Genomic DNA, 21,813 nt, shown 5'->3' on the forward strand with positions numbered 1-21,813 from the left:
GCGCAGTTGGTGGAGGGGTGGCCTCCGGAGCGTTTCTGTCCCCGGTGCGCGTGCCGGGGCGCGCCGCAGCGGCACGGGAGCGGACTGGGCCCGATGAGACGGGCGCGGGCTAGTGTGCGGGCTTGCTCGATGAGGGGCTGCATGAGGTGTCCGTGTGGGCAGGCCGCAGGGCCGCGCGGCCGGGGCGCGGCCCTGCGGGTGGAGTGGGCGGGGGCGGGCTAGCCCTCGCGGGCGTCCTCTCTGCTCCACACGGTGGTGTCGGGGTCGAGCCGGATCAGCAGCCCGCCGGCCTCGACGTGCTCGGCCGCCTCGGGGTGGGATCCGAGCGCGGACAGAACGTAGGGGCGCAGCTCGGCGAGCAACTCGCCGAGCTGCCCGGCGGTCGCCTTGTTGACGCCGATCCCGGTCGCTTTCCGCCACCGGTCGGTGATCTTGGTGACGGTGCTGCCCATCGCGGAGGCGTAGGCGCGCAGTTCCTGGCGCAGCTCATCTGCGGTGGGGGGCTCGCCAGCCGGTTCCCCCGAGGTCGTGCCCGGCTCCCTCTCGGGCGTCCCCTGCCCGGTAGCGCCGTCGGCCGTCTCGGTGGTGGAGGTGCTGACCACCGTACCGGGGACGACGACACCGGGCTGTTCCTGGGAGCGGGCGTCGCGGCGGCGCGCTGCTCCTGCCTCACGCTCCAGTTCACGCTGAGCGGCGTCGGCCTGCTCCATCTCCGCGTGCTCGTAGATGTTCACGAGCTCGCGTGGGAAGGCGATGCGCCATGCCTGGGCTTCGGCCACCTTGCCGATCATGTGGGCGCCCATGGTCGGCCACTGACCGGTCAGGATGCGCTTGCCGGTCTTGAATCCTTCACCCGTGTGCGGGTCGTTGCGCCATTCGTCCTTGCCGACGGCGAACTCTGCGAACACGGCGACGGCTTGGGTGACCGTTTCGTCCCCGGCGATGCTGCGGTGTTCGATCCGGCACATCGCGGCGGCGGGCGGGTTGTCGTGGAGCCACACGTCGACCCACCGTCGGCGGTTGATCCCGTCCTCGCCTACGATCCACCATTTCGGGTCGTCTTCGGGTCCGGTCCAGAAGGGGCCGACGCGCCGGATGAACCGGCCGGTGCGCTGCCCGATGTGCCGGAACCCGTCGATGCCGGTCTGTGCGGTGTAGTACAGCTCCTCCTGCTTGCCCACCTTGCGCTTGCGCTGGATGTAGTAGATCTCGCGGCGGAAGGGGTCCAGGCCGGTGGACTTGCAGATGTGGAAGAACGCGACGAGGTCGTGCGTCGGGGCCTGCGCGAGGCCGATGGCGGCGAGGGCGGCCCGCTGCGCCTTCGTCCAGAACCGCTGGTCAGCGGTGATCTCCAGGACCTGTTCGGCCGTCTGGATCGACATCTCCGCACGGTTGTCCGTCAGCGGGGTGATCGGTTCGGCCTCAACTGGCTTTTGTTGTACGGGCGTTGTCACCGGATAGTGCCTTCCTGTCTCCGTGGCGGCACCGGGGTTCGCAGGCCCCGGTGTGGCTGCCTGCCGCCACCCTCCCGCCTGCCCGGCCTGCGTGGGAACACCCGCCACGTGGCCAAATCGGCTGCGGAGAAGGGGGATTAGGAAGTGTGGCCGCCGGGCCCGCGGGTTGCGACGCCGCCCGGTTCCGCGTGCTCCCCTTGATAGGAGACAGCCCCGAAGGGCTTGTTGCCAGAGCCAGCGGCCGGTCGGCCCGGCGGCCACATCATCACTCTAGGGTAGCGCCGGCCGCAGACACAGGGCCGGCTACCAACCGGCCCTGCGGTCCGGGGCGGTCGCGCGCTCCAGCGCTCCGGCGCCGGCGTGCTGCCACAGGCCGTCGTAGAAGGTCTTGGACGCCACGACGGCGAGGGCGACGGTGGTCAGGGCGGTCTGCGCGTGGGCGATGTCCCCGCGGGCGAGGACGGTGACGATGCCGACGATGCCGGAGGCCACGGCCCCGACGACGGCGCGGACCGGCTTGGTCCAGTGCGGCTGCTGGACGAGCGCGGTCGCCCAGGGAGTGACGGCGCCGAGCAGCAGGCCCCACGCCTCGGTGTCGTTCAGGATGGTCACAGTCGTCTCCTGGTGCTGGTGATGGGCGGGCTTGGCGCTCAGAGCGGCCAGGTCGCAACGAACGCGACGCCGGCGGCGGCCAGGTAGCCGGCGGTGAACCGGTATCGGGCCAGGAGGCCGGTGCGCGGGGCTACTCGCGCGGCGGCCGTTCGTCCCTTGACAGCGCGGCGGGCAGCCCCGCGAGGGTCAGGCCCGTGATGATCACGCTCGGGTCGGCCGGTGGCGTCCACGCCTCCCGCACGATCACCGCCGCTCCGAGCAGGAACAGAGCCAAATCCCGGACCGTCTTCCAGCCGGTGATCTCGCTCCATCTGGTCCTCCGTCGGTGTCGTCGGCCAGCGGGAGGCTGCTGGTCGTCCGGGTCCGGTTCCACAGCGGGGGACGGTAGGGCGCGGCGGTGTCTACGGTCGCGTCGAGGTGCCGCGCAGTTCGGCGATGGTGGCTTCGAGCTCGGCTATCCGCCGCTCCAGGTCGGCTTCCCGCGCGGCGCGTACGGCGATCTCCTCGTGGGCGAGGGCGAGTGCCGCCTGCGCGTGGCCCCAGGCCTCGGCCATCTGGGTGCGCAGCCGGGCGATGTACGGCTCGGCGTCCACGGTGATGGGCCGGGAGTTGTGCTCCATGGCGGCGGGGCTCCGTTCACTTCGTCGGGTGGGGGGTGTCGCTGGTGGCCGGCCGGGGGCCGGCGGCCGCCTTCCGCAGGTGCTGGACGCCGGTCCGGAGCAGGGCGGCTTCGGCAGGGGTGAGCCGGCGGCGGTCGGCGGTACTGAGCAGACGGTCGAGCTGTTCGGGGGTAGGGCCGTCGGTCATGCCGTGTCCTCTCCGCCGTGCTGCGCCTGGTCGCGCCGGGGCACCGCGGCGTCCCACACGGGCGTGGTGAAGCTGTCCGGGCTGACGCGGGTCGCCTCGTCCTCGGCGGGTGGTTGGGGCTGGGCGAGTTGCCGCCGGGTCTGCTCCACGATCTCTGTCTTCGCGGCCACTCCCTCGGGGGTGATGCCGTGGTGGCGCCGGATGATGTCGAGCGGGTCCGGCGCGGGCTTCGCCGCTGCCGCGCGGCGCGTGCCCGCGGCGGGTCCGGCCGTGACCGCGACACGGGTCCGCTTGGCGTGGGCGATCCGTTCGAGGTGGGCCTGGCGGGCGGTGGCCCGGTCGGGCGCGTTGTGCAGGGTGACGGGCGCCGGCTGCCCGGCGGCGAGGCCCTTCGCGGCGGCCGGATCGGTGCTGCGCTGCTCCAGCGGGTCCGCAATCCACGGCTCGTGGAGCAGCATGTCGAGGATCATGTCGATGCCGTCCGGGGTGGTGTGGTCGATGTCGTACTCGGCGGCCCGCCACTCCAGTGAGGTGGTCGGGAAGACGGTGACGTGGTGGTCTCCGTCCGGCCGTTGCTGGCGCACGGCCCAGCACTGCGTCGGCCCCACGTTGATCCGGGTCGCGTCGAGTACCCGGTACTGCTCAGGCATGGTTGTTCCCCGTTCGTGTCAGATGCGGTAGCACCAGAAGCCGACGGATCCGTCGGAGCTGGCGGAGGCGAGGGTGGTGGTGAAGCCGGTGGTGGAGGAAGCGGTGACCTGCCAGGCCCGTACCGCTTGCCAGTCCCGCAGGGTGACGATCGGCACCATGTCGGACTGCATCGTCGGTCCGTAGGAGAGCGACATGGACGTCCAGTTGGTCATCCCCACCGTGCCGGTGAACAGCCCCCGGTCCGGCTCCGAATACCAGTAGTTCGGGAAGGTGCCCTTGTACTGGAGGGTCGTGGCGTCGATCCACAGCTCGGTGTTGCCGCCGTGGTCGTTGTTCCGGCCGATCTGGACGCCGCCCTGCGTGGCAACCACGTAGCCCTTGGCCGAGTCCTCAACCGCGTACACGAGTGCGGCACCGTCGTTGGCGTTCATCCGGACGGCGCCGCCCCACGGCTTCTGGGTGTCAGTGCGGATGGTCTCCAGGGCGGAGATGTACTCGGTCAGGTAGAGCCGGTAGGCCGTCGACTGCCCGTTGTGCTGGAAGGTGCCGCTGTTGAGCCCGATGTACGCCGCGCCGTTGTACCCGCCGATCGCGTTGATGAAGGCGTAGTTGTTGCCGTTGGTGGGGAAGAAGCGGATCTCGGGGAGTCCCCCGCCGGGGTTGATCTCGATGCGCTGCCCGGTGGGTCCGCTGGACAGGCCGCCGACGATCCGCACGTCGCCGGTGGTCGCGGAGACGGCGATGGTCTTCACGCCGTTGGCGTTCCACGCCTCGATGCCAGCGGAGTTCAGCTCGACCCTCGCGCCGGTGTCGGAGGTCTTGATGCGTGCGGACACCGTGATGTCCGCCTTGAGCTGGCCCACGGTCAGCTTGCTCGCGGAGACCGTGCCGATGTTGGCGTCCTGGATGGTCGCCTGCGCGATCTTCGCGCCGACGATCGTGGCGTCGGCGATCTGGACGGCCCCGATGACGTTGGGCGGGAATTCCAGCGCCTCCAGGGTGAACATGTCGACCTCGGTGACAGCCGCTGTGCCGCCGTCGACGTTGAGCAGCAGCTGCGGGCGTACGAAGCGCACGTTGGGGTGCAGGGTGGTGGGCTTCTGCGGGTCGGGCTGGGGGGTCCAGAACGGCCCGGCTGCGGGTCCGAATCCCTCGAGGAAGCCGGTGAGGGTCACCCAGCCGCCGCCGGCCGCCAGCGGGGCGGTGTTCGCGCACACGGCGAAGGCCAGGTCGACGGCGTTGTTGCCTTGCCGGTTGATGCGGGTGGTGCCGTCGGCCGCGATGCCCATCAGGCCGATGGTGACCGTGCTCGGCGTGCCTGCGGTCTGCCGCAGGCGCACGGACATGCGGTAGAGCACGGCCGGGTCCCACAGCAGGTTCTCCGACCACTCCAAGCGCACGGTCCGGGCGGCGATGAGTGCGCGGCCGCCGGTGGGCGCGTCGGGCCGGGCGGCGGTGGGCCAGGTGGCGTCGGTGCTGCCGGAGGTCTGCACCCACCGGGGGTCGTCGGTGGCGAAGCCGGTGAAGAAGCTCGTCTGGAGCGAGGCCCGTTCGACATCGGCCCACTTCCCTGCGGTGAGGATCTTGTCGGCGAGGTCGGATCCGATCACCATGTCCGGCACGGCCGACACCTCGGCCGACGGCGCGGACGCGTTCCCGGCGCGGTCGACCGCCACGAACTTGAGGTAGTAGGTGGTGCCGTAGGCGAGGCCGGTGACGGGGGAGGCGGCGGCGCCGGCCAGCCGGTCCACGACGGTCGCGGCGGTCGGGGTGAACCCGGCGGCGGTTGAGATGTGCACCTCGACGTTCGCGAAGTCGGCGGGCATCGTCTCGCCCTGCGTGCCGAGGCCGTCCCAGGTGGCGCGGATGCCGCCGATCAGCCGGGCGACGGCAGGCTTGGACGGCACCGGCGGCGGGGTCGTGTCGCTCGCGAGGACCGCCTCCTCGGACATCTGCCAGGCGGAGGAGTTGCCGGAGGCGTCCACGGTGCGCACCCGGGCCCGGACGCGCTGCCCGGCCGGGAGCTGGTCGTAGTGGGCGATGGTGCCGTGGACGGTCTGCTCCGGGGACCACTGAGGGTCCTGCCCCGCGATCCGCAGGCCGGGCAGCAGGTAGGAGACGAGGTACGCGCCGGCGTCGTCGTACACGGTGCCGTCGGCGTTGTGCGTCACCGCGGGCCAGGACACCGCCAGCGCGGCGTGCTGCTGCCCGCCCCGGTCCAGGTAGGCCCAGGAGCCGAGCAGCACCGTGTCCGGGGCCTTGGGGGCGACGGTGTCGTTGCGGTCGCCGAGCGGCGGCAGCGGGGTGCGGGAGGCGGTCGCGGAGCCGTTGGTGAGGGCGTCCAGCTGCCGCTGCACCCGGATGCGCTGCTCCACGAACAGGTCGTTGAGTTCCAGGCTGCTGCTGGGCTGGCCGGCGTCGTCGTAGGTGGTGGCGATGGTGCGCACCCGCAGGGGCTCCAGCGTGGCCGGGTCGGTGCGCCGCTGGTCGTAGCGGATGTAGTCCCCGGCCCGGTAGTCGGTGCCGGGCCGGTGCTGGGTGGCGGCCGGGTCGAGTTCGATCGTGAAGCCCTCGGAGGCGGCGCCCATGCCGCCGAGGGTGACGCGGGCGAGTTCGGTGAGGGTGGCGGCGTCGGTGATGCCGCCCCGGCCGTCGAAGGCCTCGCGGCGTCCGTAGCGGGCGGCTGCGGTCGGGTTGACGACTTCGGCGAGGTTGCCGGAGTCGCCGGAGGCCAGCAGGTGGGAGCGCACCGAGCGGCGGGAGCGCTGCCGGGGGCCCTTGAGGACGTCTCGGCCCAGGTACAGCACGATGCCGGGGTGGTCGGTGGCGCACACGGTGTCGGGCACGTAGGCGCGCAGCCGGTAGCCCTCCATCCGCACGTCGGCCCACCCCGCGCCGGTGATCGAGGTGACGGTCTTGAGCAGGTCGCCGCCGGCGTCGTACTGGACGGTGTACGTGGTGGGCCAGGGGCGGCCGGCGCTGTCGGCGGCGGAGGTGAAGTCCCAGGTGATCTCCGGCAGGGCGCCGCGGGCCTGGGCACGCTGGAGCAGGGTGGCGAGGATCGCGCCGGGGGTGGCGTTGACGAACGGAAAGTGCGCGTCGAGGCCCTGCACGGCCTGGCCGGGGGTGTGGCCGACCGGGTAGATCACGGCGCGCTCCAGCAGGGCCAGGGCGCCCCGGCAGCCGACCTGGATGGGCCGGGCCGCGCCCGCATCGTCGGCCGGGTCGTCGCCGTCGTCCTCCAGCAGGTACCGCTCGGGCTGCTCGACGCCGTCGATGACCAGGGAGAGCCGCGGGTCGTCCCCGGACAGCAGGCCGGCGCCCGGGGCGTTGCGCGGGTAGGTGAAGGTCAGCGCGCCGGGGCCGTTGTGCTCGGCCTGCGTCTTGAGGTCGGCGGGGTAGGGCAGCAGCCCGAGCAGGCTGCCGCTCGGGCTCAAGACGCGCAGGTGCACGGCCACGGTGTTCTCCGGTCAGGTCAGGTAGGCGCGGCGGCCGGTGACGGTGAGCTGGGTGGTGGGCCCGGTGTTGGTGCCGGTCAGGCGCACGCTCGGCGGCTTGCCGGGCCGGCCGGGGGCCAGGCGCAGGAAGGCGGGCCCGGTGTTGGTCAGGCGCCCCGGGTCGGGGACGAAGCCGCCACCGCCGGTCAGCTGCCAGGTGGCGGCGTCCACGGTGAGGGTCTGTCCGGCGCCGATCTGCCCGGTGTAGGTGAACGAGTCGCCGGTTCCGTCGGTGGTGTCGGTGACGGTCGGAGCGGTGATCGGCCCGGAGAGCAGGTAGGCGAGCTGCTCCATGGGCGCGGTGGCGTCGGCGAACTCGGTCAGCGCCAGGTCCTGGGGCACGGGCGTGCCGGGAGCGGTCGCCTGGGTGCTGGTGTCGGCGGACACCCAGTACCCGGCGGGCACGTTGACCTCCAGGCTGACGCGCATGCCGCTCTGGCCCAGCGGGGTCGGGGTGAGCGCGGACAGGACTTCGCCCTCGCAGCGGCGCACCTGGCCGGCGGCGGTGTGCCGCTCGAAGGTGAGCAGCCGGTGCGGCCGGGCGACGACGCGCAGCAGGTCGTCCCATGCCGCTTCGACGTCCTGCCAGCCGCCTTTGGTGGGGGCCAGCCACAGGGCGAGGGTGAACTTGCCGGGGCCGTGGTGCTTGGGCCTCCACAGCTCCCCGATGCGGTTGGGCACGGTGGCGTTCGCGCCGACGACGGCCGGGGTGCCGGTCAGGCCGGCCCGGTACTCGACGTCGCGCACCAGGCCGTCGGTGAGGTCGTAGCCGTCCACCAGCCAGCGTTCGCGGGCCATCAGGCGCTCTCCTTGTCGAACAGGCCGAAGCTGGCGAGGGCCCGCAGCCGGTTGTTGACGCTCTCCCCCGGCGTCTCGGGCAGCGGGTTGGTGATGTACTGCACGATCGCGCCGGGCGAGATGACGGTGCCGATGCGCTCGCCCTGGCCGGCGTCGGCGAGCTGCCCGCGGGCGGCGTTGATCGCGCTGACGGCGGCGCCGCCTCCGAGGCCGCGCACGGCCTGCGGGGTCAGGACGCCTTCGCCGGGGCTGAGGCGGGCCAGGGCGCTGTCCTGGCCGGGCGCGTAGCCGGGCACCACTCCCCCGGTGGCGTAGCCGCGTACGAAGGCCAGCACGCCGTCCACGGCCCGGTTGACCATGCCGCGCAGCATGCTGCCCCACGCGGTGTCGGGCATCCAGTTGAACCAGCCCCGCACCGGGGTGAGGGCCCTGGCCAGGGCGCCGGCGGCCCAGCCGCGCAGTTGGTCGACCGCGCCGTCCACGAGGCCGCCGAGGAAGAAGCCCTGCACGGGCGCCCCGGCGTCGGCGAGGCGCCCGGCGCGGGCGGCGTCGTTGAGGGCGGTGATGCCGCCTTCTCCGCCGAGTTGGCGTACGGCCTGCGGCACGAGTACGCCTTCGCCGGGGCTGAGCATGGCGGGCACGGTGTCGCGGCCGGGCGCGTAGCCGGGCACGACGCCGCCTCGGGCGAAGCCGACGGTGAACGACGGCAGCTTGCCGAGGCCGAAGCTGTCGGCGATCCAGTTCCAGGCCTTGCGGATTCCGCCGTCGTACACGGTGTTGACGAGGAAGCGGATCGGCGGGGCGAAGATCCCCGACAGTTTGCCCCAGGACCAGGTCGCGAAGGAGACCATGCTGTCGAGCGCGAAGCGCACCCCGTCGGCGAGTCCGCTGAACGCGCCGTTGACGGCGTTACGGAACCAGTCGACCTTCTGATAGGCCATCACGAGGCCGAGAACGACGGCGGCGACGGCGGCGACGATCAGCATGATCGGGTTGGCGGACAGCAGGGTCAGGGCGCCGCGCACGGCGCCGATCGCGTTGGCGACGAACATGATGCCGCCCGCGACGCCGGCCATCGTCAGTAGCGCCGAGACGAAGGCGCCCATGCCGGGTATCGACAGCAGCACCTGCACAGCGGAGGCGACGGCCTGGATGACGAACAGGAACCCGGACAAGGTGGCGCCGAGGCCGCCGAGTTGGGCGGCGATGCCGACGATGGAGTTAAGCAGCCCGAGGAGCTGGTCCCACAACTGACCGTTGCCCAGCGCTCCCGCCAGCTGCGTGACCGCGGGCAGGACCTCGGTACGCAGCCGGGCGATCAGCGGCGCGAGTGCCGGGTTGTTGGTGAAGTTGAACCAGGCAACCCCGAGGGCGCCGACCAGCCGCCCGACCTCCTGGAGGACGGGGACGGTGTTGGCGAAGTACCCGGCGAGCTTGGCCTGCGTCTCGCCTTCACCCGTGAGCGTGCGGAAGGAACTCGCGGCGACCGAAAGCGAGTTGAGGAGCTGCTGCCCGGCGGGGGCAGCGGCGCGCCCGATGTTCAGGACACCGAGGCCGATGTCCCGCAGGATGCCCCACAGCTGCGCCCCGGTGTCCCCAGCGCGCTGGAAGAACCCTTCGAGCTGGCCGCCGTCACGGCGGGCCTGGATGAACGCGGCGGCCAGGGCGAAGCCGCGCTCGGTGCCACGGGCCAGCCGCTCCAGCAGCGGCGAGGCGGCGACCGTGATGTTGCGCAGGCCGTCGGCCGCGCTCAGGCCGGCGCCCGCCAGCGAGCCGATGACCCGCGTGTTGGTCGCGGCGACCTGCGCCAGGTCCGCCCGCCACGGCCCGGACGTGGCCATCTCCGCGCCGCGCTCGGCAGCCTGGCCGAGCACCTGCCCGGTGTCGCCGATCGCCCGGTTGAAGATCGGCAGCAGGCTCAGGGCCCGGCCGATCCCCCTCTCCAGCGGAGGCAGCAGCGCCTCCTGCGCGGTGTCCCGCAGCCCGCGCAGGGCGGGCTGCACCGTGCCGGAGATGAACCGCGCGAAGCGCTGCCCGGCCGGGGAGAGCGCGTTGAGCGCCTCCTCGGCCGTGTTGGCGGCGCTGCTGGTGCTGTTGAGCGCCTGCGACTGGTCCCGCAGCGCGCGGGCAACGTCCCGCTGCGCGTCCGCTACTTGCTCGGCGGAACGTTTCTGCTGGCGCTGCGCTTCACGGACGGACTTGTCCAGCGCGGTGTGCGCGTCCTGGACCTCGCGCACCGCCTCGACGCGGGCCCGGGAGGCCTGCTCCTCGGCGTCCTGGACACCCCGGACCGCGTCCTGCTCCGCCTCCTGGGCGCGGGCCAGCTGCTCCTTCGCGGAGGTGACCTGGTCGCTGCCCTCGACGCCCTGCCGGTTGGCCTTCTTGACGTCCTCGGCGAGCCGCTTGTTGCGGGTGCGGACGTCCTCGAGCTGGTTGACCGCCTCCTGGTAGGCGATCTGAGCTTCGCGCCGGTCCGTCTCCGACGAGAACGGGGAGACGTTGACCTGGTTGAGCCGCGAACGGGCCTGCTCCAGCGAGAGCAACGCCTTCTGCTCCTCCAGCGGCCCTCGGGCCGCGTCCCGGTTCAGGTCCTCCAGGGTGCGCTGCGCGGCCTGCCGGGCGTCGTTCAGCGCCTGCTGCGCCTGCGCGGCGGCCTGATGCGCGCGGGTAACCGTGAGCTCCGCCGCCGCCAGCTGCCGGTCGGCGGCGGCTACCTGCGCCGCCGCCCGCTCCTGGACATCGGCCAGCCGACGCCGGGACTGCGCGACCTGCTCGGCTCCCCGCAGGGCCTGCTCGTCGCTGTCGCGCTGGACGGTGCCGAGCCGGCGCTGCGCGTCCGCCACCCGGTCGGCGGCGGCCTGCCGGGCCTGCGCGGAGGCGGACGACGCCCCGGCGGACTGCTTGTCCGCCTGGCCGAGCGCCTTGACGGCGGCGCCGATGCCGGAGAACGCGGCCAGCAGGGTACCCAGGCCCTGGACGGCGGCGCCCGCCGCGCCGGGCAGGGCACCGAGCAGCCCGACCGCCGGGCCCGCCGCCGAACCGACGGCGAACAGCCCGGCGGCAACCTGGGTGAGGGCCTGACCGAGGGCGAGCGCCCCGGAGACCATCGCGGGCAGGCGGGCCAGCCCGGCGACGGTGGAGCCGAAGCCCTCGGCGGCCTGGAGCAACCCCCCGGACTCACCGCCGCTGGCGGAACCGCGGGCGTTGAGCGGGACGTTGACCGGCCGCGACGCGGCCGCGCGGAACGCCGCGAGGCGGGTGGTCGCGGCGGCGGTGTCGACGTCGACCCGCACGCGCACCGCCAGGCCGGCCAGCGCCTCCCTGACCCGGGCGCGCAGCCCGGCCGTCTCAACGTCGAGGTCGAGCTTGACCGTGGCCGCTGCCGCTTCGGCGGCGGCCCGCACGCGCTGACGCAGGTTGCCAGTGTCGAGGCCGACCCCGACGCGCACGTACGCGGCGCGGGCGGTCGCCGCCCGCACCTTCTCCGCCAGCCCGGAGGTGTCCGGGTCGACGGCGACCTTGATGCGGGCGCGGGCGGCCTGCGCGGCTGTCTGGACGCGCTGGCGCAGCCCGGCAACGTCGACATCGACCGTGACCTTGATGCGGGCGCGGGTGGCCTGCGCGGCGGCTTCGACACGCTCGCGCAGCCCGGAGGCGTCCGGGTCCAGCCGGATCTTGGCCCGCAGGTTACGCACCGCCGCGTCAACGCGGGCCTTCGCGTCCGTCGCGAACCCCGCCGAGTCAGCGACGACCTCCACCACGAGGCGGCCGGAGTCGATCTCCTCAGCCACGACCGGCTGCCTTCCCGCTGCGGCGCAGCACGGCGACCGCCCGGGCCATGCCCTTGCCGTCCCGCTCGCGCGCACGGCCGGCGCTCAGGTAGGCCGGGCGCGGCAGCTCGACCGGCCGGCGCAGTCGGTGCTCCGCCGCCAGCACCGACACCAGCTCGACCAGCTGCGCCAGCAGCTCCTGCGTCAGCCCCCAGCGATCCGCACCGACCTCCGCGCCGTCCCGGCGCAGCAGGGCCTCAGCAGGCAGCCCCCGCATCAGGGTCAGGAGGCGTCGGGTGCCGACGAATCCAGGGTCACCGGGCCGTCGCCAGACACCGCGGGCGTCAAGCCGGTAGAAGCGCTGGAAGTCGGCCTCGAGGTCGTCCCAGCGCTCGAAAGCGACTCGGACGGCCCCATGAGTTCCCCCAGGCTGCCACCCGGGAAGTACTTCGCCCAGACGGCGCGCACCAGCTCGAAGATGTCCGGGTGACTGGGGCGCTGCTCCATCAGCCGGGCGAACCCGTCTTCGCCGAGCAGACGGCGACCCATCTCGGCGGCCGCGGCAAGCAGGTCGGACGGCAGTGTCGGCTCCGAGCCGAGCACGTCCACGATCAGGCTCGCGGCCTCGGTCTGCTGGTCGCCCTGCGCCTGCGCGGCTTCCACCAGGGAACGCAGCAGCAGCGGCAGGTACGGGATGCCGACCAGCGGCTCCCACACCGCGAGCGGCAGCTCGGCCGGCAGCGTCGCCACGGTGGTGCCGCCGAAGATCACCGGCTCCTCACCGACGGTGTATTCGGCCTTGGCGGCGCGCGCCTTCTCGGCAGCGGCGGCCAGACGGCGCTCACGGGCGGCGTCCAGGTCGATCCCGACCATGTCGGCTCCTCGGTCTGTCGGCAACGGAACGCCGCAGACCGTAGGAGCCGAAGGCAGTTAGCGTCGCCCCGAGGACGGCAAGCCCCGGGACGGCACACGGGCCGACCGAAGACCTGCGGCCTTCAGGGGTGCACGCATGGCGATGCCCCGGCCAGGGGCGGGACCAGGGCATCGCGGGGTCGGGCGGCCCCAGGGGGGGAGAGGGCTGCCCGACGTGATCCACAGTAGGCGCACAGGCTGTGAATGGGCACAGCCCCAAACCGACTACTGGCGAAGGAAGTTCACGGCGCAGCCGGGGCGAATCCCGGGTCGTCGGTCAGGTCGTACCACGGGTCCGCTCCCTCCCCGCCGACGACCTTCAGCTCCAACGGCAGGGTGCTCTCCGAGTCGTTGGGGTACTTCTGGTTCACCGATGCGACCTGGTCGCACAGCGGCACGATCCGGCGGTAGTGCCGGGCCCCGTCGACCAGTTCCACGACCGCCGCGAACTGCTTGCGCCCGCCCACCTTCGGGGGGCTGAACCGGTAGAAGGTCTTGCCGCCCTGGGTGAGGCTCGTGACCTCGCCGCCGCCGTACGTCGCGATGATGTTGCCCGCGTTCCACTCCTGGAGCTCGACCTTGATGGTCGCGGCGTCCTCGGTCTGGATGGTGCGGGCCGCATACCGCAGCTGGTGGGACTTGAGCTCCTCGAACTTCGGGTCGGTGTTCCACTCCAACGAACCCGGCTTGAACAGCCCGGCCTCCTTCCACCCGGCGGGCATCGCCGCCACCGGGTCCGTGGGCGCGACCGTACCCGGCGCCGCCAGGTACAGACGGGCCATCTGGGCTACGAACAGGCTCTCCGCGGGCACCAATCCTCCTCAACGTGGGCGCCAGGGACGAGCCGGACCGTAGGCCGCGCCGAGCGGTAGCGTCGCGCCGTCACCGCGCGTGGGGCTGTCGCACAAATCGCGCAATACCCCCTCAGCCGACCGGCGGGTGCGCGGTGACGGCGAGCACGGCGACGTACCGGGCCTGGCCGGTCGGCTCCGGCAACCACCCTCCAGCCGACAGCGCCCGCACAGCGGTCACCACCGGCCGGCCCGGCACGGCGGCCTGCTCGGCCAGCTCGTGCAGGGCCTTGATCGCGGTGGCGAATGCCCGGCGCAGCAGGGGGCGGGGAGTCGAGCGGTCCAGGTCGCCGAGTGCTTCGACCTGGAGGTGGAAGGTGGCGGTCCAGCGCCAGCCCGGGGCGGAGCCGCCGGGAACCTGAGTGATGCGGATGCGGGGGTAAGGCGGGGTATTGCGGGCCCCGACCCGCCTGGGCCCACCGAGCGTCCTCGTCAGCTCGGCGTGCCCCGACAGCCAGGCGACAGCCAATTCCTCAGGGTCGAGGGCGGCCAGGTCACCCACTCGCCTGCCCTGCCGCCTTGTTCGACGTCGGCTTGGCCAGGGCCGGCTTGCTCTCGACCGGCGCGAGGGCCTTGGCGACCGCGGCCGAGTCGGTGGGGTCCACGTCGGCGACGTACCCGGCGCCGATCAGCTGCTGGGCCTCGTGATGCGGGACCTCGATCTCGTCGCCGGGCAGCAGCTGCTCGCCGTCCCGGCTGAAGTGATGGGCGAGAACGATGCGGACGCGGTCAGGCTGGGCCATGTCGACTCCTTCAGGCGGTAGGGGGTGACCGGCGAAGGAAAGCAGGGCGCGACCGCTACCGTCCGCCCCGCCGTACCGGGCCTTTCGCTGGCCCAGGTCCGGTGCGGCGGGTCAGCGGTGCCGGGCGGCGACCTGGGAGGCGGCACCGCTCATGAAGTGCGTGCCGTCGCCGTGCGCGAACTCCGCCTCGGCGGCACGCGGGAAGTCGCAGACGACTTCCGCCCGGGTACGCGTGCCGTCGATGGCGGCCTTGCCCGCCGAGATCGTCACGGCGACGGCTTCCGGGTCCTCGGTGACCGAGCACCGGCACCCCGCGGTCTCCTCCACCGGGCCGTCGGGGTCGCGGGGCCCGGAGAGTGTGGTGTCACCGACGGAGAAGGGAAGCGGCGCCGGCACGGTCTGGCCGTCGGCGGCCTGGTGGCTGGGCCGCGCGCGGCCGTCTTCCTGCGCGTGCCAGGTCTTGGCCGCCGGGGCCCGCCGCCGGGCTTCCTCCTCCACTTCCCCGGCCAGGCGCTGAGTGTGCCGCAGCATCAGCGGGGCCAGGCGGCGGGCGATGTCGGAGGGCAGTTCGAGGCGGGCCATCACGGGTGCCCTTCCGGCCGGGTGCCGTCCAAGACGCGGGCGCGTGCCTTGATCCGCGCGTAGGCCAGCGCCGGGTCGTCGGTGTTCGCCAACTGGTCGGCGACAAGGACGGTCCACTCAGTTCCGGTGGACGGCTCCACCACGACATCGCCGACCAACAGGGTGCCGGCCCGCACGTCCAGGGCCAGGTGCCACGTGCCGTCGGACTGCGGCACGGCGCGGCCTGGCCACGGTCCCCGCAGCGGGCCGAGCAGCCCGGTCACCTCCGCGCCGTGCGCGTCCAGGACGGGCGTACCCCGCGTGCGGACACCGAGCTGCCGGTCGGCCAGCAGGACCGCCATCACAGCCCACCCGAGCCGAAGTGTCCGGGGATCGTGAGCCCGGGCGGGTTCGGCCTCGTCGGGGCCTGGTAGACCCGGCGGCCGCGCAGCCGCCACCGGTCGGTCGTGGCGAGGTCCGGCGGCGCGAGCACCAGCGGCGGCTCGGCCGCAGTGTCGTAGGTAACCGACTGGCCCTCCACGGAGGCGGAAGCGACGCGGCGCCGGCGCGCGGGCGCGTCCGCCAGCAGCGGGTGGTGGCACGCCGTCGCGCGGACCCACAGACGCAGCGGGGCGGTCTGCGGGTCGGCGCGGGCGTCGATCCCGGCGGTGTAGGTGACGGTGTACGTCGGCGTGCCGAAGGGGCCCGCCGACGTGCCCGTGTCCAGGACTGCGGAGGTCACCGCGATGACGGGGGCATGGTGGAGCACCCAGCCGTCCGCCCCGGCGCGGACACCGCTCTCGGTGTACTGCGCGGGCAGCAGCGGCCGGCCGAGGTGTCCGATGAGGGCGTCTTGCGCGTCCTCGATGGCGGTTTCGATGCGCAGCCGATTGTCCTCGCCGAGCGGAACGGTGATGCCGAGGCGACGGGCAATCTCCTCGGCCGTGACAATCAGCTCCACCGCGTCCTCCCCGTGCCGGTTGGTGGCGAGGGTGGACAGTAAGTGGCGGCCCGAGCTTGTGTCGCTCCGGACCGCCACCGGCGTTCGTCAGCCGCAGGTTGGCTCTCGCGCCTCGTCACCCGGCGGAGCTGCTGCAACGCCAGGGGCCTCATACGTCGGCACGCCCGGGACGGTGATGATGCCGAGAACCGCAGCGATCACGACGGCTTGCTGGCTGCTCTTGGCAGAGAGCGCGACACGGGCGTACAGCAGAAGGTACTGGCTTTGGGGCAAGCTGATACCGACTTTGGCAGCAGCGGTCTCCTGGCTCACATTGCTGGCGAGCAGGGTGAGCAGGGCGACGGTATCGGCGGGCAGCGACACTTTGTCCCGCGAAACTCCCGCAGGTACGACCTGTTCAGGCTGTACGTACTCGCGCGCCAGCACCGCGAACATGGTCTGGAGCCGCCCCTTCATCCGCAGGAGGGCGCTAATCCGACGGAGGACGAAGTTCACCTGCTTCGCACTAGTACCGGCCAGACGCCCGAGCCCCTCGTACGTCAGCCCGCTCATGTAGCCGATCAGCAGCCGAATTTGGTCGCCTGTCAGCTCCGGCCGCGGCCCGGATGCCACGTCCAGGGCTTCGAGGCGCTGCGCGCCCCACGTGAGCGCGGCTCTCGTGTCGTCGCCTCCCTCGACCGGACGGCGCGGGGCCCGTTTCTCCACGGACGGCACCACGGCTTGGACCTGGCCCCTGAGCGGCTTCGCACGGCGTGCCCGTTGCAGGCGCGGGCCCCACAGCAGGCCGGGGCGGTGACGCAAGACGGTCCTCATCGGTCAGCCTCCAAGCTGCGCCGCGGGGCCAGGCACGGCGCTGATGCGGCGCTGGAGACGAGCGATGTCGTGACGGCTGGCAAGCTCGGTGTAGTGGTCGAGGCTGGTGCCGTACCACTCCAGGGCGCTCTTGCGCTGGCCGCCCCGGATCGCGGCCTGGCCCAGGAACTCCATGACGTGCGCGGTCCAGTACGGCACTCCGAAGGAGCGGAACTGCTCCAGGGCCTGCACGAGTGCAGCCGCCGCGAGGTCGTGCTCCCCCGCGAGAGAGTGCGCCTCCCCGAGGAACGCCTCTGCTCGCGCGGCGTTCACCAGGTCCGGGTCAGTCAGAGCGGAGAGCAGCATGCGGGCCTCTTGAAGCACCGGTACCCCGGTGGCCGGCTCGCCCTGGCGGGCGTGCGCCGACCCGATGAGGATCAGGGCGAGGCCTTGGCCACGCGCGCGGCCGAGCCGTTCGTAGCGGGCGGCAGCGTCGACGAGGTGCGGCATGGACTCGGCGTAGCGCCCATCGGCATGCAGACACGCGCCGATCCCGCTCGTGTACTGGGCGATTCCCTCGAGGTCGCCCTCCGCCAGGGTGAGTGCGCGTCGCAAGCAGCTGATCGCCTCGTCGTAGGAGCGCATGCCGCGCAGGCCAGCGGCGAGCGTGGACAGCATCTCGCGGATGCCCATGGTGTCGCCCCACCGTTCGGCAGCGGCCAAGCCCTGCCGGTGGGCGGGAATCCACAGTTCCTCGTAGCGGCGGGTGTAGTGGAACAGCGGCCACGCCGCGTGCACAACGCAGGTCGCGGCCCTGTGTTCGCCGTGCTTGGTGGCGGCGTCGAGCGCCGGGAGCAACGCGGAGGCCATGACCTCCAGCCAACCGAGGGCGCTCGTGTCGTCGGCGAACCGCACGGGCTCCGCAGGTTCGTGTCGGCTGCTGTGTTCCAGGACACGGTGGTGCGGAGTCAGGATCCGCCCGGTCTCGTAGGCGGTGGCGGTCAGGAAGTCCAGGTACCGCTGGACGACCGTCGTACCGGTGCCGGCTCGCTCGTTGAGCGCCAGGGCGCGGTCGGCCACCTCGGGGCGGATCGCGTACACCGGGCCCCGACCCGCAACATCACCGGTGCGGTCCAGCAGGTGCCGGGCGGAGAGTTCTTCCAGCAGGCGCGTTGTCCGGCTGACGGGCGTGGCGGTGGAGGCAGCGACGGTGTGACCGTCCAGGTCCGGTGCGGGCAGCTGAGCGATGTCGGCGAGCAGCCGCCGTTGTTCGTCGGGCATTTGGTCGATGGCGTTCGTGATCGTCACGGAGAGCGCTCCTGGTTGGGGCGGGGACAGTTCAACGTGGTCGGTCAGTGTTCTGGCCGGGTTGAGGGCGAGCTCTCCACCGGCGAGCCCGAGCGCCAACGGCAGGCCGCCGCAGGCTTCTACAAGGCGAACCGCGGCGTGCGGCTCTGCGGCAACTCGCTTCTCGCCGATGATGCGGCGCAGCAGCACGAGGGCGTGCCCGGGCGCGAGTGGCGACAGGTGGAGATGATGTGCGCCATGAGCGGCGAGGGCGGGCAGTACCGTGCGGCTGGTGACGACGATGAGGCAGCCCGGGTTGGCGGGCACCAGCGGAACCACGCCCTGGTCGGTGGTGGCTTCCTCGAGCACAAGTAAGAGCCGTCGGCTGGCCGTCGCCGACCGCCACAGTGCCAGGAGGTCGTCGGTGTGCCCGGGGAGCGGTGTGGTGACGCCGAGCCCGAGCGAACCCAGCAGTCGTCGCACGATCTCGGCGACTGGTGGGTACCGACCGGTGGGTCCGCCGGAGAGCGGAGCCACGAGTTGGCCGTCGGGGAACTCGTCGGCCAGTTGCCTGGCCCATCGGGCGGCGAGCGTGCGTCGGCCGACTCCGGCGTCACCGTGGATCACGATGACCGGGGCGGTGCCCTCCGGGAGGGGTGATCTCGTCGCGTTCAACGCGTCCAACGCCTCGGCCCGGTCGGTGAAGACTCGCGGTACGGCACGGAGTTGGCGCGGTGGGCTCGGCGGTGGCGGCGTGGGCTGGATGTGGATGCCGCCGTTGATGGTGCCGGCCATGACTGCGGTGCCGACCTGCCCGGTGATGCGGTTGGTGACTTCCTGCTGCTCCACTACGACTCCGCGGCCGCGAGCACCAGTTCGTCGGCGCCAGCAGGGACGGAGCCCTGGGTGTTGATGGCCAGGACAGCGCGGATCAGGCCGTCGTGCGACAGGCCCTGCGGGTAGTTGCCGAGGTGAACTTCTTCGGCGGGGTCGTACTGTTCGGCCAGGAGGCCGAGATCGCTGCGCACCGAGAGGAGGCGGTCGAGCAGTTCACGGGCATCGGTGCCCCGGCCGATGAGGGCAAGGGCTTCGACCATCCAGAACGCCGTGGCCAAGAACGCCCCCTCGTGGCCGGCCAGTCCGTCCACGTTGTCGGCGGCGTCAGCGTGGGTTGGGTAACGCAGGAGCAGGCCGCCACCGACGGAGAGCTCGCGTTCCACTGCCTCGACGGTCCCGATCACCCGCTTGTCGTCCGGCGGAAGGAAACCGACGCGGGCGATGTGCAGGAGCGAGGCGTCCAGGTCCTGGCTGCCGAAGTACTGGGTGAAGGTGTTGCGTTGCGCGTCGTAGCCCTTGGCGCACACCTCCGCGTGGACGGTGCCGGCGACCGTCGCCAGGCGCAGCAGGGTCTCCTCGTCGGCGGCCCCGTGGCGTTCCAGCACGCGGGCGGCCCGATCAAGGGCGACCCAGGCCCACACCAGGGAGGAGACGTACCGGCGGCGTGTGCCTCGGCTTTCCCACATCCCGTCGTCGGGCTGCTCCCACAGTGCCTCGACGTTGAGGGCGATGGCGAGCAGCAGGCGGTCGGCGTCGGGGCAGGGCGGGATGTCTGCGTCGTCCATCTGCGCGAGCAGGTCGGCGAGTTCGCCGTACACGTCGAGCTGATGTTGTTCGGCGGCGGCGTTGCCGACCCGCACCGGCGTGGAACCGCGGTAGCCCGACAGGTGGGGCAGGGTCTCCTCGGCCGGGACGGGCCCGCCGTCGAGGCTGTAAAGGGGTTTGGGGCCATCCGGGTCGATGTGGGTGGTCAGCCAGTTCCGGTAGGCGGTGGGCTCCTCGGTGTATCCCAGCGACAGGAGGGCCTGCATCATCCACGCGGTGTCGCGCGGCCAGGTGTGCCGGTAGTCCCAGTTGCGCTCGCCGCCGATGGGCGCGGGCAGCGAGGTGGTTGGGGCCGCGACCGCGGCGCCGCCGACATCGCACAGGCCCTTGAGGGTGAGCGCCGACCGGAGGACGGCGTCCCGGTGCGGGCCGTCGTAGGTGCAGGCGGATGCCCACTGCGTCCAGTACCGCTGGGTCTCCTCCAGCACGGTGGTGCCCGTCAACCGGGCGGGCGCCGGGCTCCCGGTACGCGTCCACGTCAGCGCGAACACGATGCTCTGCCCGGCCTTCAGCGGCATGTCGCAGGACGCGCTGCCGCGGTCGGCACTGTGACGGGGCCCGTCCAACCAGTAGGTGTCGCTGCCAGCCGTCACGCGCAGCCGGGGTGTGCCGTGGCCGACGTACTGCAGGCCGGGGGTGACGGAGCCGTAGCCGAGGCGGGGCTGAAACTCGGAGGCCAGGCGGACCATGCCGCTGCGGCAGGTGGCGACGCGCACGACGGTCGGCGGCGCGTCCCCGCTGGCGTCCGGGGCGGGCAGGAAGTCGGTCACCTCCAGGACGCCACTGCCGGTGTCCCAGGTCTGTTCGACCGTGAGGGTGTCTCCGACGTAACGACGCCGGCTCTCGGGCGGCGCACTGGTGTACATGGCCGGGCCGACTCGCCAGAAGCCGTTCGAGGGGGTGCCGAGGAGACTCGCGAACACGGCACCGGAGGCGAAGGTCGGCAGGCACAACCAGTTCATCGTGCCGTCGGGTCGGGTGAGCGCTGCGGTGCGCGTGTTGCTGAGGAAGGCGTGCTCCTCGATTGACGGGTCGCGCATGGTTGAACTCCTGGTGCGAGATGGACAGTTGATGGGGGTGCGGCCCTAACCCGGACGGCCGCCATGGGTGGTGCGTGCGGTGCAAACGCGCGTGAGCGCGATGTCGCTCGCCGGGGCGCGGCCACGGCGATCCGCGGCAGGTCCCTTGCAGGCCTGCCGACGTAGGTGGTCCACCCGGCTACAGGCCAGAGGCGGCGTCGCGCCCAGGACGGCCGGTGGGAAGGGATTCAACGCCGACCAGGCGCAGCGCCGGCAGGCGCCCCCGACCGTACTCATCGCGGGTCAGGTGGCACAGCGTCCAGCCGTTCCAGATCCCGGCGCGCGCCGTCAGGCCGCCGTAGCTGGTCTCGGTGCCCCAGATCATTTCGCCGGGCGTGGCCAGGAGAGCGGGCCATAGCTTCGCGGCGCCGGGCAGCATGCGGAGCACGAGTTCCTCCGGCGTCGGGCCGCCGGGCGCGTGGACCTCGGCGCGCAGGCCGTCCTCGTAGACGACGGTGGTGGAGGTGTAGCGGCACGGCTGGCCGGTACCGACTGCGGCGGAGATCGTGGGTATGCCGGGGTGCCCGATGAGCAGGAGCACCGGGATGCCCGCATAGGTCGCGACGGCGGAGGCTTGGTCCTCGGCCGCCGGTGATGGCGTACTCACCTTTCCGCTTCCCCGACGCCACAGACCGGGCACGGCGGGGTGGTGGCCCTCAGGACCGCGGGCTCCACACCGTGCAACCTGTAGACCGCTGCCGCATTCCACGAGGCGCGCATCCGGGACCGGACGGCCGCCAGATGGGTGGCGACCGTGCCCTCCGAGACCTTCTTGCGCCTGGCGATCCATGCGCGAGTGCCGCCCTCCGCCAGGGCCTGGAACGAGGTCAACGCGGATACGGAGATCGGTGTCTTGAGCACGGCGCGCTGCGGGATCAACAGTCCCGTCCGGCAGGCGATGTCGACGATCTGCGGGGAGGTCGCCGCCCCGAGCCGCTGCCCCAGCTCCTTGAGGCGAGTTCGGACCCCGTAGTCGGAGGCGCCGGTGCGCTCGGCGATCTCTACAACGTTGAGGTCCCCGGCGAGCAGCACCATCACCTCGCGCTCCTCCGACGGGAGGTCGGGGCAGTGCCCGCAGGGGCGCACCCGCGGATCCTCCACAACCGGGATCTGGTGCTCAAGGGGACCCTCATCAGGAGACGTCTGGCCTGCGTCGGCTACTGCCAGTGTGTGGTCGGTGGAGCGCATCAGGGTTGTGCCTTTCCGGCCTGTCGGTGCCGCAGGCCATCGCGGTCGGTCGTTGCGTGGGGCTCGAAGCTGACCGTCCCCAGGGGGCGCAGCGGCACCACCCTGCGCGCGCCCGCGCCTGGGGACGGTCAGCGTGGGATCGGCTGTCGCCGATCCGTTGTGGCCCGGCCGTCCGGCGGAGGTGAACC

22 protein-coding genes are annotated in these 21,813 nt (G+C 72.6%); all 22 read right to left on the bottom strand.

What is annotated here, in order from left to right; translation table 11 throughout:
* Window positions 1–218 precede the first annotated feature (218 nt).
* The gene (locus J0670_RS01165) at window positions 219–1,454 is read right to left on the bottom strand and encodes a recombinase RecT (protein ID WP_207808704.1); all 1,236 of its coding nucleotides are present in this window, start codon (window positions 1,452–1,454) and stop codon (window positions 219–221) included.
* Between the two features lie 303 nt (window positions 1,455–1,757).
* Window positions 1,758–2,066: a hypothetical protein gene (locus J0670_RS01170; protein ID WP_207808705.1), complete on the bottom strand. Its 309-nt coding sequence runs from the start codon at window positions 2,064–2,066 to the stop codon at window positions 1,758–1,760.
* Between the two features lie 130 nt (window positions 2,067–2,196).
* Window positions 2,197–2,340 (bottom strand): hypothetical protein, encoded by a 144-nt coding sequence (locus J0670_RS01175; RefSeq protein WP_207808706.1) that lies wholly within the window; start codon window positions 2,338–2,340, stop codon window positions 2,197–2,199.
* 127 nt (window positions 2,341–2,467) lie between these two features.
* The gene (locus J0670_RS01180) at window positions 2,468–2,686 is read right to left on the bottom strand and encodes a hypothetical protein (protein WP_207808707.1); all 219 of its coding nucleotides are present in this window, start codon (window positions 2,684–2,686) and stop codon (window positions 2,468–2,470) included.
* A 16-nt stretch (window positions 2,687–2,702) separates the two neighbouring features.
* Window positions 2,703–2,873 carry a hypothetical protein gene (locus J0670_RS01185; RefSeq protein ID WP_207808708.1) on the bottom strand — a complete coding sequence of 57 codons (171 nt, stop codon included), beginning with the start codon at window positions 2,871–2,873 and terminating at the stop codon, window positions 2,703–2,705.
* Entirely contained in the window at window positions 2,870–3,523 is a 654-nt protein-coding gene (locus J0670_RS01190; protein WP_207808709.1) for a hypothetical protein, read from the bottom strand. Before J0670_RS01190 ends, J0670_RS01185 begins: the two co-directional genes overlap by 4 nt.
* Before the next feature lie 18 nt (window positions 3,524–3,541).
* Window positions 3,542–6,982 (bottom strand): hypothetical protein, encoded by a 3,441-nt coding sequence (locus J0670_RS01195; RefSeq protein WP_207808711.1) that lies wholly within the window; start codon window positions 6,980–6,982, stop codon window positions 3,542–3,544.
* 12 nt (window positions 6,983–6,994) lie between these two features.
* Window positions 6,995–7,819 carry a hypothetical protein gene (locus tag J0670_RS01200; protein ID WP_207808713.1) on the bottom strand — a complete coding sequence of 275 codons (825 nt, stop codon included), beginning with the start codon at window positions 7,817–7,819 and terminating at the stop codon, window positions 6,995–6,997.
* A complete protein-coding gene (locus J0670_RS01205; RefSeq protein WP_207808715.1) occupies window positions 7,819–11,610 on the bottom strand; it encodes a hypothetical protein in 3,792 nt (1,263 codons plus the stop codon). The genes J0670_RS01200 and J0670_RS01205 overlap by 1 nt, the downstream gene beginning before the upstream one ends.
* Window positions 11,603–11,866 carry a hypothetical protein gene (locus J0670_RS01210; RefSeq protein ID WP_207808717.1) on the bottom strand — a complete coding sequence of 88 codons (264 nt, stop codon included), beginning with the start codon at window positions 11,864–11,866 and terminating at the stop codon, window positions 11,603–11,605. Before J0670_RS01210 ends, J0670_RS01205 begins: the two co-directional genes overlap by 8 nt.
* A gap of 5 nt (window positions 11,867–11,871) precedes the next feature.
* Entirely contained in the window at window positions 11,872–12,462 is a 591-nt protein-coding gene (locus tag J0670_RS01215) for a hypothetical protein (RefSeq protein WP_207808718.1), read from the bottom strand.
* A gap of 281 nt (window positions 12,463–12,743) precedes the next feature.
* On the bottom strand, window positions 12,744–13,313 hold the full coding sequence (locus tag J0670_RS01220) for a hypothetical protein (RefSeq protein ID WP_207808720.1): 570 nt from the start codon (window positions 13,311–13,313) through the stop codon (window positions 12,744–12,746).
* A gap of 112 nt (window positions 13,314–13,425) precedes the next feature.
* The gene (locus J0670_RS01225) at window positions 13,426–13,821 is read right to left on the bottom strand and encodes a hypothetical protein (RefSeq protein WP_207808721.1); all 396 of its coding nucleotides are present in this window, start codon (window positions 13,819–13,821) and stop codon (window positions 13,426–13,428) included.
* Between the two features lie 25 nt (window positions 13,822–13,846).
* Complete coding sequence (locus tag J0670_RS01230) at window positions 13,847–14,095, bottom strand: hypothetical protein (RefSeq protein WP_207808723.1); 249 nt, start codon at window positions 14,093–14,095, stop codon at window positions 13,847–13,849.
* 111 nt (window positions 14,096–14,206) lie between these two features.
* A complete protein-coding gene (locus J0670_RS01235; RefSeq protein ID WP_207808725.1) occupies window positions 14,207–14,677 on the bottom strand; it encodes a hypothetical protein in 471 nt (156 codons plus the stop codon).
* Window positions 14,677–15,018 (bottom strand): hypothetical protein, encoded by a 342-nt coding sequence (locus J0670_RS01240; RefSeq protein ID WP_207808726.1) that lies wholly within the window; start codon window positions 15,016–15,018, stop codon window positions 14,677–14,679. Before J0670_RS01240 ends, J0670_RS01235 begins: the two co-directional genes overlap by 1 nt.
* Entirely contained in the window at window positions 15,018–15,617 is a 600-nt protein-coding gene (locus J0670_RS01245; RefSeq protein ID WP_207808728.1) for a hypothetical protein, read from the bottom strand. Before J0670_RS01245 ends, J0670_RS01240 begins: the two co-directional genes overlap by 1 nt.
* An 87-nt stretch (window positions 15,618–15,704) precedes the next feature.
* A complete protein-coding gene (locus J0670_RS01250; RefSeq protein WP_207808730.1) occupies window positions 15,705–16,322 on the bottom strand; it encodes a hypothetical protein in 618 nt (205 codons plus the stop codon).
* A 111-nt stretch (window positions 16,323–16,433) separates the two neighbouring features.
* Window positions 16,434–18,545, bottom strand: coding sequence for a tetratricopeptide repeat protein (locus J0670_RS01255; protein WP_207808731.1), 2,112 nt, complete (start codon window positions 18,543–18,545; stop codon window positions 16,434–16,436).
* Window positions 18,545–20,398 carry a glycoside hydrolase family 15 protein gene (locus tag J0670_RS01260; protein ID WP_207808735.1) on the bottom strand — a complete coding sequence of 618 codons (1,854 nt, stop codon included), beginning with the start codon at window positions 20,396–20,398 and terminating at the stop codon, window positions 18,545–18,547. The genes J0670_RS01255 and J0670_RS01260 overlap by 1 nt, the downstream gene beginning before the upstream one ends.
* A gap of 178 nt (window positions 20,399–20,576) precedes the next feature.
* Entirely contained in the window at window positions 20,577–21,044 is a 468-nt protein-coding gene (locus J0670_RS01265; RefSeq protein ID WP_207808739.1) for a hypothetical protein, read from the bottom strand.
* Window positions 21,041–21,472, bottom strand: coding sequence for a hypothetical protein (locus J0670_RS01270; protein WP_207808740.1), 432 nt, complete (start codon window positions 21,470–21,472; stop codon window positions 21,041–21,043). Before J0670_RS01270 ends, J0670_RS01265 begins: the two co-directional genes overlap by 4 nt.
* Window positions 21,473–21,813: the final 341 nt, after the last annotated feature.

It is taken from the genome of Streptomyces sp. FH025, assembly GCF_017427025.1.
Lineage (GTDB): Bacteria > Actinomycetota > Actinomycetes > Streptomycetales > Streptomycetaceae > Kitasatospora.

What these genes read in the sequence shown, in the direction of transcription:
- J0670_RS01180 (WP_207808707.1), bottom strand. Translation starts at nt 2,686, where the DNA reads ATGGAGCACAACTCCCGGCCCATCACCGTGGACGCCGAGCCGTACATC.
- J0670_RS01185 (WP_207808708.1), bottom strand. Translation starts at nt 2,873, where the DNA reads ATGACCGACGGCCCTACCCCCGAACAGCTCGACCGTCTGCTCAGTACC.
- J0670_RS01190 (WP_207808709.1), bottom strand. Translation starts at nt 3,523, where the DNA reads ATGCCTGAGCAGTACCGGGTACTCGACGCGACCCGGATCAACGTGGGG.
- J0670_RS01200 (WP_207808713.1), bottom strand. Translation starts at nt 7,819, where the DNA reads ATGGCCCGCGAACGCTGGCTGGTGGACGGCTACGACCTCACCGACGGC.
- J0670_RS01210 (WP_207808717.1), bottom strand. Translation starts at nt 11,866, where the DNA reads ATGCGGGGGCTGCCTGCTGAGGCCCTGCTGCGCCGGGACGGCGCGGAG.
- J0670_RS01215 (WP_207808718.1), bottom strand. Translation starts at nt 12,462, where the DNA reads ATGGTCGGGATCGACCTGGACGCCGCCCGTGAGCGCCGTCTGGCCGCC.
- J0670_RS01230 (WP_207808723.1), bottom strand. Translation starts at nt 14,095, where the DNA reads ATGGCCCAGCCTGACCGCGTCCGCATCGTTCTCGCCCATCACTTCAGC.
- J0670_RS01235 (WP_207808725.1), bottom strand. Translation starts at nt 14,677, where the DNA reads ATGGCCCGCCTCGAACTGCCCTCCGACATCGCCCGCCGCCTGGCCCCG.
- J0670_RS01240 (WP_207808726.1), bottom strand. Translation starts at nt 15,018, where the DNA reads ATGGCGGTCCTGCTGGCCGACCGGCAGCTCGGTGTCCGCACGCGGGGT.
- J0670_RS01260 (WP_207808735.1), bottom strand. Translation starts at nt 20,398, where the DNA reads ATGCGCGACCCGTCAATCGAGGAGCACGCCTTCCTCAGCAACACGCGC.
- J0670_RS01270 (WP_207808740.1), bottom strand. Translation starts at nt 21,472, where the DNA reads ATGGTGCTGCTCGCCGGGGACCTCAACGTTGTAGAGATCGCCGAGCGC.